Origin of the sequence: Algoriphagus jejuensis (assembly GCF_039523455.1) — a bacterium.
Lineage (GTDB): Bacteria > Bacteroidota > Bacteroidia > Cytophagales > Cyclobacteriaceae > Algoriphagus > Algoriphagus jejuensis.
This window is the reverse complement of record NZ_BAAAFI010000007.1, coordinates 344,285-358,179: the sequence shown is the minus strand read 5'-3', so window position 1 is coordinate 358,179 and position 13,895 is coordinate 344,285. Positions and strand designations below refer to the sequence as shown.

The window sequence follows — 13,895 nt, the reverse complement described above, 5'->3', positions numbered from 1 at the left end:
TGAAATTTAATTGTGCTTGCGATTGGGGACTAAAGGATTTATTTCGCTACGTAGGGGCGGATCTAGGAATTTGATTACTACTTTTCCTCCAAAATCTTCCCAAAAATCGGCGCTACCGCGCTTCCTCTCCATCCTGCGGAATAATTGGCGGCGAGATAGAGATCCAGCTCGGGGATATAGAGTACTTGCGTGCCCCAGAAACCCGAGTGGCAATACGCATCCAGCCCATTGACTTTCACCCTGTACATACCCATCTGATAGTCCATTTGGGCTTTTTCGGTATAGGTGACGGGTTCCAGCATAAGCTGTAGCGTCTCTGGATTTTCGAAGATTTTCCCCTGAAACAGCGCCTGAAAGAAGTCTACCAACTCCTGAGTAGTCGAGAGAAATCCCCCGCCGCCGAAGTAGTCCATGGTAGGGCTGAAGCCATATGTATCCATGCCCTGAAAGTACTGATGGATGCGCAGCTTGTCCGTGGCGGGATCGACCCGCTCAAAGTCGGTTCGCGCCAGCCCAAGCTTCTCCAATCCCAACAATTCCTTGATTCCGGCGTCCAGGCTTTTGCCGGTGTAGCGCTCGATGAGGCCCCCGAGGATCACATAGCCGGTGTCCGAGTAGCTAAACTGCTGACCGGGAGGGTCGATGGGTTCGCCTTTTTCCACACACATGCGCAACTGCTCGGTGCGGGTCCACTCATGGCTTGGAGTTTGGAGGATGATGTCGAAAAACTCCGGCGCGTGGGTATGGTCAAAGAGACCGGCGGAATGCCTCAAGATCTGCCGGACGGTAATCTTGTCCACATCATAATCTTGGGAAAGTATCGCGGCATGCTCTTCCGAGAGATGCTTGGATATGGGGTCGTCTAGGGTCAATTTGCCTTTCTCCATCAGTCTGAGGATGCTGGCGGCCACGTAGGTCTTGGTGACGCTGGCGATGCGGAAGGTTTGCTCGGGACTCAGGGAGTCTTTCTTTGTGATGTCATCCAGACCAGCCGCGCCGCTCCAAGAGAGCTTTTCGTCACCCGACTCGATGGTAAAAAGAATCCCAGGCATCTTTTCGCTGAGTTCAGAATTCAGGGCTTGCTGGAAGTCTTGGGCTGGACTTTTTTCCCAGAGTAAAAGGAAAAAGCAGACGCAGGCGGATTTCAGAAGGACTTTCATGGCTTGGGTTTGAGCTTGCCAAAATATACGTCTAGGCGAATTTCTTTCAAAACCATTTTCCATGGGCCTTTCGAAGTCGGTTTTTTGACAAGTACGGTGGACGGCGGGCCTTCGACTGTTGGCGAAACCAAATACAGCCCTATATTTGGCCAAGAAATAAACACAACGGGGTGCCTTACTGAAAGGCTGAGATCATACCCGAATACCTGATCTGGATAATGCCAGCGTAGGAATTGTCAAAGGCGTCCGCCTTTATACCTTTTCTGGATGCATTCAGGTCTAACATTTAGACCAATGAGCGAACTGATCAAACAAGAAACATTCGAGGTGGCTCCCGAAAAGCTGCGCACTTGGCAGGGGAGGAAGGAGTGGTTTTTCAACCGCGACGACACCGACCACTACGAGCAGTACTACGAAGGCCCCTACAAGGAGCAGGAAGTCTGGCAAAAAAAGACGCTGGCAGGCCTCATCAAGCAAGATGATCGCGTGAAAACCCTTTTGGAGTTTGGCTGTGGCACCACACGCTTCACCCGCTGGTGGCACGAGATAGGCCTGGAGGCCACGGGCGGCGACATCTCTCCCTTCATGCTCGCGCAGGGCGTGCAGCTCTTTGGCGGGGATTTGGTGTTGGCCGACTCCCACAACATGCCTTTCAAGGATCATTCTTTCGACGCGCTGGCTTTCGTGACGACTTTCGAATACTACCAAAACCCTGTGGCGGTGATCCGTGAAGCCGTGCGTGTGGGCAAGTACGGGATCATCTTTGGGATGATGAACCGCAACACGCCCAAGCTGATCCGCCGCCGCGTGCAGCAGGCTTTTGGGAAAAACAACTACTACACCACGGCGCATTTTTACACGCCCGCCTCCCTCAAGGACCTGGTGGCGGAGGCGCTGCCCGACCGGAAATACACCATTGACTGGAATGCGACGGGCCTTCCAAAGTGGTTTCCCAAGCAGCAGTGGAAGGTTCCTTATGGAGACTTCTTCGGCTTTCATGTCAAACTCCTGGACGTCTGATGGCGGCTTTTGGGGATTTTTCGGGAAAAGTGGACGCCCAGGTCTTCAAGGAAGACTTGATGAATCTCTGCGGAGCGAAGCGGCCGGAGGTGAGCTGTGGACCTGCTTTTGGGGTGGATACCGCGATTGTCAACTTGGGTGGTGGACACGCCCTGGCGGTTTCCAGCGATCCGCTTTCGCTGATTCCTAGCTTGGGGATGAAAGTCTCCGCGTGGCTGTCGGTTCACCTGCTGGCCAATGACATGAGCACCACCGGCTTTGCACCGCAGTTTGCGCAGTTTGTCCTCAATCTGCCTCCCAGCCTTTCTCGGGAGCAGTTTGGCGAATACTGGGGACATATCCATTCGCTTTGCGAGGAGCTCGGGATTGCGATCACGGGTGGGCATACCGGGCAGATCCCGGGGCAGGAGTCCACCATCGCCGGGGGAGGAACGATGTTTCTCCAGGCTTCCGCGGACCAAATCCTGAGCAGCAGTCAGGCCCAAGTGGGCGATGTGATCCTCTTGACCAAACATGCGGCGCTCTCGAGTACGGCGCTGCTTGCTATGGCTTTTCCGCAAAGTGTGCGGGATGCTTTTGGAACAGAACTACAGGAAAAGGCCAGTGCCAACTTCTGGAAACTCTCTGTGCTGCCGGAAGCGCTGATTGCTTCCGGCACGCTGAAACCCCGGCAAGAACTGCGGGCTATGCATGACGTGACTGAGGGCGGGGTGCTGGGCGCCTTGATCGAGATGGCCGACGCTTCCGGTTTGGGCTTCCGCTTGGAGCCGGATAAAGTCTCGGTTCCAGAGGAGGTTCAAAAAGTAGCCGATCTCTTTGGAATCGATCCCCTGATCTCAGTGGGAGCGGGAGCCATGCTGATGTCGGTGACGGCTGGATTTGAGGAGAAATTGATTCAGGCCATGGCGGAAAATGGAGTGCCTGCAACTGCCATTGGAGTATTTACTGCGGAGCGGAAAAAGCTGCTTGTAAAAGCAAACGGGGAAATCTCTGAGGCAGAGTTTGACGGCAAAGACCCGTATTGGGCTGCCTTTTTCAAAGCATTTCAGGAAGGTAAGCGATGAGGAAGCTAGAAGGAATCTATCTCGTGCTGGATCCTGTCCAGGAGGAAAAATCCCTGCTCAAAAGTCTCAGACAGGCACTGGAGGGAGGTGTCGGCTTAGTGCAGATCTGGAACCATTGGCCGGAGACTTTTTGCCACAAAGACAAAGTTGAACTGTCCAAAAAGATCCAAACCATAGCCTCGGAGTTTGCGGTGCCTGTGCTGATCAACGCCGATTTGGAGCTGGCTTTGGAGGCAGAATTGGATGGAGTTCATCTGGATCGGATTCCCGAAAACTGGGATGCAATCCGGCCGCTTTTCGCAGAAAAACTTCTCGGGATTACCGTGGGAAACGACCTGGATCTCGTCCGATGGGCGGACAAAAACCAGCTTTCCTACATCAGTTTTTGCTCCGTCTTTCCCTCCAGTTCGGTCGATACCTGCGAACTGGTTTTGCCCTCCAGCATCCAAAAGGCCAGGGAACTCACCGTTCTGCCGATCTTTCTCTCCGGGGGAATCAGGCCCGACAACCTGCCCCAGCTCGATGCCTACGCCTACGAGGGAGTCGCGGTCATCTCCGGGATCTTGGGTGCCGAGGATCCCAAACAGGCCGCAAACGCCTATCTACAACTACTAAAATCCAAACCATGAACAGAAAATTATTGGATAAGCTCTGCTGCTCCTTTGACAAAAGCGACTTGCAGGTGCAGGTCTTTCACGAAACCGAAGACCGACAAATCATCGAGGGAATTCTGAATTGCCCGACTTGCGAACGGTATTTTCCCATCATCTACGGCATTCCCATCATGACTCCGGATCAGTTTCGGGAAAAGGCGCTGGAGCTGCCCAGCCTCAAACGCTGGGGACTGGAACTGGACGTGGATCGGGATTCTTTTCGATTGGAAAAGCCTCTGGCACACAAGGAACTGGGTAAATAAGCCTTTGGCGATTGCGGGCTGATTCGCTATTTTTCACAAACATCAAAAAAATATGGGCAAGCAACTGGACTCCATTACCGAAGAACTGAGGGATTTTATTTCGGCCCAGAAGATCTTCTTCGTCGGTACGGCTGCTGACGAGGGGCGTGTGAATGTCTCACCCAAGGGCACGGATTCCTTTCGGGTGATCGGCCCCAACAAAGTCGTCTGGCTCAACCTGACGGGCAGCGGAAACGAGACCGCGGCCCATCTGCTGCTCAATCCGCGGATGACCGTCATGTTTTGCGCCTTTGAGGGCAAGCCCCTGATCCTCCGTCTTTATGGACAGGCCAAGATCTTCCATAAGAGAGACCTGGGTTTTGAGGATTATATCGGGCTCTTTCCACCCAACACCGGTTCCCGACAAGTCATCGAGATGGAGGTGGATTTGGTGCAAACCAGCTGCGGTTTTGCGGTGCCCTTCATGGACTTCAGGGAGGAACGCGAGACGCTCAACGCATGGTCAAGCAAGCAGGGAAGGCAGGGAATAGAGGAGTATTGGGAGCGAAAAAATACCCAAAGCATCGACGGTTTTGAGACGGGGATATTTTCGGATCGAAGAGAAGTCTGACTGTCATAAAAGTGATCTTTTATATTGACTTAACTGTACTGTTGGCTTTTTGTCTATTTTACATTCATCTCAGCTCTCTTTTTCTCAACCTGTAAAATATTGTTTTGAATATCCTTCATAATAAGTTTTCCCCACCAGCCTGCATAGAAATTGAAAGTGGTATTCATTTGAAATTGGCTGGAGAGGTGAAGACGGTAATAGTTATTTGAAATAGCCTCCAACTCATAGGTTCCGTTTAAAACATCAAAAAATTCACCGCCAATAACTATATGACTATCCAAAGTAGTGGAGGGGATTTCGTGAGGATTGGCTTTAATCGTGAAACTCATTTTTTGATTTTCCTTGTATTCTGTGACAGTCTCATGGAAAACTAACCCATTGGTAAAAATGGCAGACCTATAAGCTCCGATTCCCTCAAAGATCAATTCTGCCTTCACCGGACGAGGAAATCCCAAAAATCTGGTCAAGTAGCCTTTGTCTTCCTCAAGTGATATTTCGGAGACTTTGGTCACTTGATTCCAGATTTTGTCCGCTGGAGCTTTGATGTCGATGTAGGTATAGGCAACGAAAGTTGTTGGTTGCGAGTCCACCAGACTTTCAAGAGGGCCAAATAAGAAGGGTAGGAGTACAACGAGAGAGACGCTTAGTTTTTTTTCTGATTTTTTCAATTTTAGGTGTCCTCCGAGTAGCCCGCCCAGCGAGGCCATAAGCAAAAAGATGGGCAAGATCATCAGCCAACATGCCCACCCCTCAATCGAAAAAAGTAGCGTAATGATAAGAAGTAGGAAGACGGGTGCCCATGGAGCTAGTACGCGATATTCGGTTTTTCTAATGCTGTCAATTGGGGAGAAATATACAGTCAGAATCCCCATGATTCCGGGGAGTACAATCAAAAAAGTAAGGGTCATTATTCCGAAAATTTCATTCCATTCGTCGAGTCCAAATAGAAATCGAAGAATCAGGCCATAGATAGTTGGAATGACAACGGCAAGAAGTAAGGCTTTTTGGCTTTGCGTCATTTTTCAGAACATCCCATCTGCTGGGATTGAGGCTTTGAGTACAACTATGATTTTCCTCTAAAAATAGAGATTTAATTTGAACGGCGTTTTCCAATTTCCAAGCCTGTCTCACCGAGCTTTTGCCGACTGGTTCAGCATCTTTGTGAACAAAAACATCAGCCCCAGAAAAATCCCCAAAAAGGCCAGCAAAAAGCCTTGGCCGGTAAAGAAGGCCATTTTTCCGAACAGAAAAGGCATCAGCGTAATGCCCACGTAGGCGCTGGCCATCTGCATGCCCATGATGGATTGAGAATATTGTTTCCCAAAGTTGACCGGGGTCTCGTGCAGAAGGCTGGGGAAGATCGGCGCACAACCCAGTCCGATCAGCAAAAATCCGGGTAGGATCGTGGCGGAAAACGGGAGAAACAGCATCAGAATCCCAACGCCAATTACGCCCTGTCCCAAATAAACCAATTGACGATTGGAGAAATGGCTGGTTAGAAAGCCTGAGAAAAACCTACCGAGGGTAATGCCCAGAAAGTACAGGGAGACGAACCTCGCCGCTTGATCGGCCTCGAAGCCTCGCTCAAACACCAGGTAACTGGCTCCCCAAAGTCCAAAACTTGTCTCGAGGGTACCGTAGCAGAAGAACACCAACAAGGCTTGTTTGAGTCCCGGGAGCGTGGTGAGCAATGATATGATGCCGGGAGACTTTGCCTGCTGATGCGCCGATTTTTCTGATTTTCCCCTGACCCAGAGCGGTAGGGCGGCCAGCAAGATCACCACCAAGCCAATCTGAATCCAGGCGACTGTTTGGTAGCCATTTGACCAAGATTCTCCCTTTGCCAGGTGACTTGCCATGATGATCGGCCCGATCGCCGCGCCGACTCCCCAGAAGCTGTGAAGCCAGTTCATGTGTCGAGCCTGATAGTGCAGTGCGACGTAGTTGTTGAGCGCGGCATCCACACTTCCCGCGCCCAAACCGAGGGGAATCGCCAAAAGGCAGAGGTAACCGAAATGGTGTGATTGGGAGTAACCCATCAAGGCTAATGCAGTAATCAGAACACTTGCCGTGGTGACGGGTGCGACTCCGAATTTGTCGATGACCTTTCCGCTGAAAAGACTGGAAACCACCGTGCCTGCTGCTACGATCATGGAAAGAATCCCCGCGTAATCCACCGGAACCGAAAGATCTCCAAACATGGCAGGCCATGCAGCTCCCAAGAGGGAATCGGGAAGACCGAGGCTGATAAAAGCCAAATAGATGACGAGGAGAAGGAGGATTTTTTTCAAAGCAGGATCTTCTGAGAAAGTGATTTACTTCTTCTGAGCGCAAAGATGCTTGAGGTGCCAGGAGACCGAATTTGGCCGTCGGCTGTCGTCCATGGACTGTTGACAAAAAACTATTTCACCTCCTCATCAGGCACGGCCATGGTATGATTTGCCAAGAGTTTGTATTCGCCATTTACCTTGACATAGGTTCTCATGAAATGGTAGTTTACCGGGCTTGGGGGCCGATCCACCACCGTAAATCCGGTAATTACGGCGGTATTGCCAAGGAAGATTACCTTGTGGTCCCGAGAAACTCGGCTTTTGGTGGTGTCATTTTGACCATCGCGGAGGCGTTTTGCCCTGTTGACCGCGGCTGTTTTATTGTCGATCGTGCCCGCGTGATTGTGGACCCAGACAAAGTCTTCGGCGAGAGTGTTTTCAAAAAACTCCACATTGGAGTCGAAGATTGCTTTCTCCCAAGCCAAGTCCAGTTGAATGATTTCCTGGGCATCTTGGGCCTGGGCGTAGCTGTAGATGAGGGTGAAAAAAAGAGCCAGTAAGCTTATTGATTTCTTCATGGAAATTGATTTTGGAAGGACTGATTTAAGAGTTAGACTTTTTTACTTTCGTTTGGATCTGGAGGAACCCTCTTTTTGGTTTCGAATTTTTTATTGGATTTGAGCCATTGCAAAGGGAGGTCGAAGGATTTTGGTGGTGATGTAAGAAGGCGGTTGGCACTACGCTCCAAACTGCCTCAAATGATGGTCAGAGTGTTTGTAAGCCAGAATTCCGATTTGCTCTTTGGACATCTTACCGAAGAAATCATGGACGAAGTTTGGGTTGTGAAAACGTTCGTACTCCTTCACCAATAAGATCCATTTGGCCTTTTCGAACTCTAGGTCGCAGCTGGTGTCTTTCACTTTGAACTGCGCCGAAGTCGGGATGTTTTTGTCAAAAGGTTTTTCGTTTTTGATCATGCTCTTCAGCGCCATTTTCCCGAAAATTTTCCCCAACCACTCCTGTCGATAAGTATGCGGATCTGTCCCGAGCACCCAGCCATTCCAGTAGGTATTGTGCTTCAGCATCTGGTGAATATTCATTTTTCCCCAGACAGCGCTGTTTTTTTCACTGATCTGCTCAATTCTTTCAATCAGTTTTGCTCTGATCATGGGGTCGAAAATTGTTTTCATGAATAAAAGCGATGGATCATCTGAGTAAGACAAGAATAGATTCGTCTAAAAATTAGCCACAATAGCGCCAGAAACAAAACTCTTTATGTTGTACAACGTTGTTTTTTAGTTCATAATTATTTTTGGAATTGTTCTCTGGGAAGTGGAAGTTCGGGGAGCAAAGGCATAATTTCCTGCTATTAACAATTGGTAACGTGTTCTCTGGAGAAACTCTCCAAGGAGAATTGAAGTTTCGTCAAAAAATAGATTATGAAAATAGAACTATTGGCCTGCTTGGCGCTGGCCCTATTCCTAAGCAACGTGGTAGCTGCGCAGGTAGCCTCCACCAATGATCCAGAGGTAACAGCCAAGGTATTGGCCTTCGAACAGGCAGAGTCAGAGTTCAAGGAAATCCGAAAGGAACTGAAACAGATGGAGAAAGAGCGGCTGGATCTACTCGAAAAAATGCAAGAGCTTGACTCGAGGCAGATGAATCTGATCCAAAGTCTTGAGAAGGTTGAATCGATATACGATGGAGTAAATTCCGCGCTTACTCCGACGTCATCGAAAAAGGGAAAGTCGCTGTCACCTGCGGGTTTCGCTGCGAAGCAGCTACAGGAAACCCAAATTTCCTTCAACCTTCAATACCTGCAACTACAACAACAAATGCAGAGTGAAAACAGGAGCTATGAGGCAATCAGTGACATCATGAAGACCAAGCACGACACGGCAAAGAATAGCATTTCCAATATTCGTTAAGTTCCGACCCGCCCCGTTTTGATTTCTCCGGCCCGTTCGTAGCATGCGATGATTACTCCTTTGGGTGTTACGATACTTTCTTTGAGGGTAAACGCGCTTGCGTTTGCGCGGTCGTCAAACAACCTTTTGCCATGGCCCAAAATCACCGGGTGAATCATCAGCCACATTTCGTCAACCAACTCATGCCTGAGTAGCATCTGCACGACTTCGCTGCTGCCCCAAACGTGAATATCCAATCCTTCTGAAAATTTGATTTTTTTGATGTCTGACACAGTTTCGATGAAAACTGAGTTTTCCCAGTCTGATTTTTCTCTGGTGTGGGAGAGTACGTACTTGGTGACCTCATTGATGGTGGGCCAGTATTCGACGTGTTTTGGCCAATAATTTTCCCAGATCTCAAAGGTCTTTCTGCCTAGAAGAAGGTCGGCAGGTTTCAAGAGTGTCTCCATCATCTGGCCCGAGGTTTCGTCATCGTAGGGTGCCACCCAACCGCCATATTTGAAATTCTCCGATGGATCTTCCTCTGGTCCGCCCGGAGCTTGGATGACTCCATCCAGGGTAATGAACTCAAGAACAAGGATCTTTCTCATCGTTTTCGGGAATTTGGCAGTGAATAAAGCTCAGAAATTCTTCCGCTTTTCTACTAGGTAAATGCGGCAATGTCCGGGTGCTTTACGTCAAGTGCTGAAACTCGAGGAGTGAAAGTTAAAAATTCGTGGCTACCATTTTATCTTCGAACACTTTCCTAATAGTTTGGCCTGTAGAGACCAGGAACTTTGTGGCCCGAAGGAAGACGATCGTATCTCCGGTGGTGGGAAAGAGGCAAGATCTCAGGTTTCGGCAAAGCCAGTTGAGGGTTGGAAAAGATCGCTTCGAGCTGATTTTTACCGAAAGTGATGCAAAGTGCGCGGAGGTTTCGCGGATAGAGAGGGCTGGATCTTTGCGTCTTGGCAGCTCTGCGAGAGATTTTCATTTCTCGCAGAGGTGGGGAGTCGCAGAGTCATTATACTTCAAATTGGCTGTCTTGCTTCTTCAGAAGCTGGATTATTAACCTTTGTTGTGCAGGTCGTGATTTTTTTCCGCAGTGACGCAAAGGGCGCAGAGTTTTCCCGGAGCTGGTTTTTGCTACTTGGCTTCCCGATTTTGCAAGTTGAAGACCGTGCCTGCCGGGTCTTGGATCCAGTGCATGTTTTGGGGGATTTCCTCGAGCTCGTCGCAGGTTTCGACTCCCTTGGACAGCAGATAGTTTGTCGCTTCTTCGACATCGGGGACGGTGAGTTGCAGCCAGGTCTCCGAATGCGTGTAGTTATCCACGCAGTCCAGCCAGACGACATTAGCGCCAAACTTCACCTCGTGCGTACGGGAGACGGTAGGATTGCTGATGGGAACTTCACGGACTTCCAGCATCAGGATATCCCGGTAAAAGGCTACCGTTTTCTCGTACTTGCTTTTGGGGATTTTGATGGCGATGTTGATGCCCGCCTGAAATGCATTGTGCATGTTGTTTTGGGTTTGAATGTCTTAGTTCTTTAGCTCCATGTGCAGAATGGGGTAGGGCTTGCCGCTGGAATCCAGTTCGGAGCGTCCGATCACTTCAAAGCCGAAGTGACGATAAAACCCCAAAGCCTGACCGTTCTGTTCGTTTACGTCGACTTTTTTTGCCCCGAGGTGCTGGAGCGCAAAATCCAGCAGGATTTTGCCAATCTGCTGTCCCCGGTAGTCCGGGTGAATAAAGAGCATCTCCAGATTCCCTTCGGCTACTCCGGAAAAGCCGAGGATCTTGCCCTCCGCGTTTCTTACGCAGCGCAATTCCACCGCATCTAAATAAGTGTTCAATATCAAAGGCTTGAAATAGGCGATGTCTTCTTCCTTCAAAAAATCATGGGTCGCCCGGACTGAGGCTTCCCAAAGATCAACGACTTCCGGATATTCTTCTTTTTTGATATTGCCTATGCTCATTACTGTAGTTTTGGATAGCTGAAAACTTCGAATTTAGGAAATCGGTGTGCAACTTATTTAACGTGAGTTCGGGATAATCGATTTCAATTCCGAAATACAAAAACACCTTCCCGAATCATAACTAATCTTACAGCCGCTTCCTTGAGCTTCAAGGCTATTCCCCTGATGGTTTTTCTAAAACTCAAAGGCTTGAGAAGTGTCACAGGAATAAGCTTAGTGGACTCCACCCGCTGAGATCCTGCCACAACCGGAGAATCCACCAGCTAAGATCTTCAAAGGAATTGCCGAACGGAGTCAGTATTCGCTAGGGTGGTTTTTTGGATTCAAATTGCTCCTGATAATCAACAAAAAAGGAGAAATTTTATCCTTTTATCTTACGAAAGGAAACGTGGGTTACCGAAACGTAAAGCTGATGAAGTCCATGACTGAAAACCTATTTGGAAAGCTTTACGGAGACAAAGGCTACATCGCGAAAGCCTTTTCCGACTTGCTTTTCGGCAACGGTGTCCAGCTCATCGCCACACCGAAAAAGAACATGAAAAACCAGAGTATCTCGCCCAACGACAGGATTCTGCTGCGAAAAAGAGCCATCATCGAGTTTGTAAACGATGAACTCAAAAACAGGTGCAAACTCGAACACACCTGTCACAGATCGGGCAACAACTTCCTGGTCAATATCTTGGGGGTCCAGACTGCCTACTGTTTTTTTCCTAAGAAACCCTCACTGAATATCGAATTTGATCTATCTTCTCCGCAATTATCTCTTTGTGCTTAACCCGAACTCACGTTATTTATGATTGCAATCGCAGTGACGTCGGATAGACTTAGTCTCCCCTATCTGCTCGATTTCATCGCCTTTAACTTTTTAACATTTGTGTCCGATAGAAATCTTTGGTATTCCTCGGTTTCCATTCCCACTAGCGCCAGTCTCCCTTTGCTGTCGCTATGTACACCGAAGCCGTAAGTTTTCGTAAGCGGGGAAGCTCGGAAACACGCCTGTCCTTTGGAGAAAAATTCCTCCCTTGCCTCATTGTACTCTGCTGTTGATAAATCTTTTCGGTCGGCAAAGACCTGAAAGAGGATGTCGTCAGAGGTGTATTTATAAGGATTTTTGCTGATCATCTCATACTGCATCTCGGCGACTGTCTTGCTAGCCTTGGTTGGGGGAATGGTGCCGCGGTCGGCTTTGGTGTCCTCGGCCACTTCAATAAAGATGTCAAAGTAATTTGTCGTGTGTACTTTCATTTTATCCTCATTTGTGATGGTTTTGTAGGTTCCGGTTTGGGCTTTGATAGCTACGTTCGCATGTCTTCTAGCGAGGCAACCTTTACCTTTCGATAGAATAGTATACCTATTCAATTCAGACGGTTTTCCTACACTTTTTCAGTTTAGAAAACTCGACTTTATCCCAATTGGAAGCTTCTAAATTTTGGATCTTCAATTTACTTCCGCTGCTGCGTTCCTTTTTGGCACGAAATCCTCAAAAGGATATGTTCTCGGCAAGACATCGATGCCCGTGGTGACCTTCAGCGGAGTAGCTCCTCCGTAAGTCAGCTCCACAAAATAGCCCCTGTACCCTTGTTCGGGAGATTTCATCAGCACTTCCAGTTCCCCGTTTTCAGGCATTTTGATGTCCTCGGCTACCCAGTTTGGTCCGAATACATCGATCCTGAAATCTCGGGAAAATTGATTGAGCGCCGACCAGAGTTTGACTGAAACCGGCTTGTTGTCAGGATTGGTTTTTACCAGGATCTTATCACCTTCGATCTTCCAGGAATAGTCGGGTCGTTTAGTGTCGTTCAGGATAGAGGAGTAAAAGGAGATCATGTTCGGAAGCGCATCTGAATCGCCGACGTCATGTCCGGAATTGGGGACGTACATGACGTGCTTTTCCCCCGGAAGACTATCCCAATAAAACTTCCAGCTGTCCGGCTGAAAAAATTCATCGCCTGCTGCGCTGATCAGCAGCTTAGGTTTGTTGACGAAGTCTTGTCTGAAGTGATAAGGTTCGGTGATTTCCACCATTCGGTCAAACTCTGGCGTGCCCATCCAATCCATGACGCCTTCTCTCACATAGTCCTCTACCGCCGGAGACCAGAATCCGTAGTTTTTCCAGTGGTGCTGGAAGGAAGGAACCATGTTGAGCATGTCAATCACCACAGGAACAATGGCGACGACACGGTCGTCGACAGCGCCTGTTGTCCAGGTTGTCCAGCCACGTTTGGAAGCTCCGCCCACCACAAAATGATCCACATTCTTGCTGTATTCGGATTTTACTACCGCTGTGACGGCATCCATGGCCAGTTTGGCCGCTTTGGTCATCGGGAAGCGAGCCAACCAGATCGCGTCTTCGTCCTTTGCACCGCCCTCGAGAAACTTTCTCCATCCATAGGAAATGATCTCATCTTCATACCGCTCTCCAAATGTGTCATTTGCAAAGGTGATCGGCTGGAAAGGGACATTATGGATCTTGGCAACTACTGAATTGGTCTGAGTAGCCGCCGCAAGGATCAGTTCATCCGGTTTTTCTGGCATCTTGGAGTTGGTACTTCCTCCACTGATCCATAGCATACCGGTCTCATGCGGAGTGTCCTTTGGAATGACCATCGAAACCCAATGCCACCATTCTGTCTGATCAACGATATCGGGAGTCAGCCAATGCTGAGAGTACATCTTCAATACGAGATAATCGGCCTTGTCTCCGGCTTCCCGGTAAACGATCTCATAGCGAAAGGTAGAATCCGGAGCATGAACATAGTCCTTGAGCAGGGTAGAGGATCTGGTTTCAGGCTTTGCGACCTTTTCAGCGGGTTTCTCGCAGGAGATGAAGAGCAAGGTGCTAAAAATCAATGCTCCCCAGTTGAGCAAGGGGAGGAGTTTTGGTTTGTTCATGGGTGCGATGGTTTTTTTTTTGATTTTTAAAATGTAAACAGAAAAGACGTCTACTACAAAACCCTCAGTTGCTCAA

Annotated in this window: 18 protein-coding genes and 1 riboswitch; of the genes, 7 read left to right on the top strand and 11 right to left on the bottom strand. The window is 49.0% G+C overall.

Features of this window, described 5'->3' with window-relative positions; all coding sequences use genetic code 11:
* Window positions 1–77: 77 nt before the first annotated feature.
* Entirely contained in the window at window positions 78–1,160 is a 1,083-nt protein-coding gene (locus ABD031_RS09360; RefSeq protein ID WP_343850661.1) for a serine hydrolase domain-containing protein, read from the bottom strand.
* Between the two features lie 156 nt (window positions 1,161–1,316).
* A riboswitch (TPP riboswitch) is annotated at window positions 1,317–1,410 on the top strand.
* A gap of 44 nt (window positions 1,411–1,454) precedes the next feature.
* On the opposite strand from ABD031_RS09360, the gene ABD031_RS09355 reads away from it, so the two are divergent.
* The 5 genes from ABD031_RS09355 to ABD031_RS09335 are packed head-to-tail and all read left to right on the top strand — an operon-like array spanning window position 1,455 to window position 4,770.
* On the top strand, window positions 1,455–2,180 hold the full coding sequence (locus tag ABD031_RS09355) for a class I SAM-dependent methyltransferase (RefSeq protein ID WP_343850738.1): 726 nt from the start codon (window positions 1,455–1,457) through the stop codon (window positions 2,178–2,180).
* A complete protein-coding gene (locus ABD031_RS09350; RefSeq protein ID WP_343850659.1) occupies window positions 2,180–3,244 on the top strand; it encodes an AIR synthase family protein in 1,065 nt (354 codons plus the stop codon). Before ABD031_RS09355 ends, ABD031_RS09350 begins: the two co-directional genes overlap by 1 nt.
* Window positions 3,241–3,873, top strand: coding sequence for a thiamine phosphate synthase (locus tag ABD031_RS09345; protein WP_343850657.1), 633 nt, complete (start codon window positions 3,241–3,243; stop codon window positions 3,871–3,873). The genes ABD031_RS09350 and ABD031_RS09345 overlap by 4 nt, the downstream gene beginning before the upstream one ends.
* Window positions 3,870–4,160, top strand: coding sequence for a Trm112 family protein (locus tag ABD031_RS09340; protein WP_343850655.1), 291 nt, complete (start codon window positions 3,870–3,872; stop codon window positions 4,158–4,160). The genes ABD031_RS09345 and ABD031_RS09340 overlap by 4 nt, the downstream gene beginning before the upstream one ends.
* 52 nt (window positions 4,161–4,212) lie before the next feature.
* Window positions 4,213–4,770, top strand: a complete 558-nt coding sequence (locus ABD031_RS09335) for a pyridoxamine 5'-phosphate oxidase family protein (RefSeq protein ID WP_343850653.1) — start codon at window positions 4,213–4,215, stop codon at window positions 4,768–4,770.
* A 53-nt stretch (window positions 4,771–4,823) separates the two neighbouring features.
* Here ABD031_RS09335 and ABD031_RS09330 read toward each other — a convergent pair whose 3' ends face one another.
* The 4 genes from ABD031_RS09330 to ABD031_RS09315 form a co-directional block, all read right to left on the bottom strand.
* Window positions 4,824–5,678 carry an SRPBCC family protein gene (locus ABD031_RS09330; protein WP_343850651.1) on the bottom strand — a complete coding sequence of 285 codons (855 nt, stop codon included), beginning with the start codon at window positions 5,676–5,678 and terminating at the stop codon, window positions 4,824–4,826.
* 219 nt (window positions 5,679–5,897) lie between these two features.
* Entirely contained in the window at window positions 5,898–7,061 is a 1,164-nt protein-coding gene (locus ABD031_RS09325; RefSeq protein WP_343850649.1) for an MFS transporter, read from the bottom strand.
* A gap of 110 nt (window positions 7,062–7,171) precedes the next feature.
* Complete coding sequence (locus ABD031_RS09320; protein ID WP_343850647.1) at window positions 7,172–7,618, bottom strand: nuclear transport factor 2 family protein; 447 nt, start codon at window positions 7,616–7,618, stop codon at window positions 7,172–7,174.
* Window positions 7,619–7,777: 159 nt separating this feature from the next.
* Complete coding sequence (locus ABD031_RS09315; protein WP_343850645.1) at window positions 7,778–8,230, bottom strand: DUF1569 domain-containing protein; 453 nt, start codon at window positions 8,228–8,230, stop codon at window positions 7,778–7,780.
* A 249-nt stretch (window positions 8,231–8,479) separates the two neighbouring features.
* Between ABD031_RS09315 and ABD031_RS09310 the strand changes: the two genes are divergently transcribed.
* The gene (locus ABD031_RS09310; protein ID WP_343850643.1) at window positions 8,480–8,968 is read left to right on the top strand and encodes a hypothetical protein; all 489 of its coding nucleotides are present in this window, start codon (window positions 8,480–8,482) and stop codon (window positions 8,966–8,968) included.
* On the opposite strand, the gene ABD031_RS09305 is transcribed toward ABD031_RS09310, so the two are convergent.
* From ABD031_RS09305 to ABD031_RS09290, 4 genes are all read right to left on the bottom strand, one after another.
* On the bottom strand, window positions 8,965–9,558 hold the full coding sequence (locus ABD031_RS09305) for a dihydrofolate reductase family protein (protein WP_343850642.1): 594 nt from the start codon (window positions 9,556–9,558) through the stop codon (window positions 8,965–8,967). The two genes, ABD031_RS09310 and ABD031_RS09305, sit on opposite strands and share 4 nt — an antisense overlap.
* A gap of 155 nt (window positions 9,559–9,713) precedes the next feature.
* On the bottom strand, window positions 9,714–9,941 hold the full coding sequence (locus tag ABD031_RS09300) for a hypothetical protein (protein WP_343850640.1): 228 nt from the start codon (window positions 9,939–9,941) through the stop codon (window positions 9,714–9,716).
* Between the two features lie 152 nt (window positions 9,942–10,093).
* Complete coding sequence (locus tag ABD031_RS09295; protein ID WP_343850638.1) at window positions 10,094–10,468, bottom strand: VOC family protein; 375 nt, start codon at window positions 10,466–10,468, stop codon at window positions 10,094–10,096.
* Window positions 10,469–10,489: 21 nt separating this feature from the next.
* Complete coding sequence (locus ABD031_RS09290; RefSeq protein WP_343850636.1) at window positions 10,490–10,927, bottom strand: GNAT family N-acetyltransferase; 438 nt, start codon at window positions 10,925–10,927, stop codon at window positions 10,490–10,492.
* Window positions 10,928–11,162: 235 nt separating this feature from the next.
* Between ABD031_RS09290 and ABD031_RS09285 the strand changes: the two genes are divergently transcribed.
* Window positions 11,163–11,702: an IS982 family transposase gene (locus ABD031_RS09285; protein ID WP_343850736.1), complete on the top strand. Its 540-nt coding sequence runs from the start codon at window positions 11,163–11,165 to the stop codon at window positions 11,700–11,702.
* Between the two features lie 59 nt (window positions 11,703–11,761).
* On the opposite strand, the gene ABD031_RS09280 is transcribed toward ABD031_RS09285, so the two are convergent.
* Both ABD031_RS09280 and ABD031_RS09275 read right to left on the bottom strand, forming a co-directional pair.
* On the bottom strand, window positions 11,762–12,286 hold the full coding sequence (locus ABD031_RS09280) for a DUF6157 family protein (protein ID WP_343850634.1): 525 nt from the start codon (window positions 12,284–12,286) through the stop codon (window positions 11,762–11,764).
* Between the two features lie 78 nt (window positions 12,287–12,364).
* Window positions 12,365–13,819, bottom strand: a complete 1,455-nt coding sequence (locus ABD031_RS09275) for a PhoPQ-activated pathogenicity-related family protein (RefSeq protein ID WP_343850632.1) — start codon at window positions 13,817–13,819, stop codon at window positions 12,365–12,367.
* Window positions 13,820–13,895: the final 76 nt, after the last annotated feature.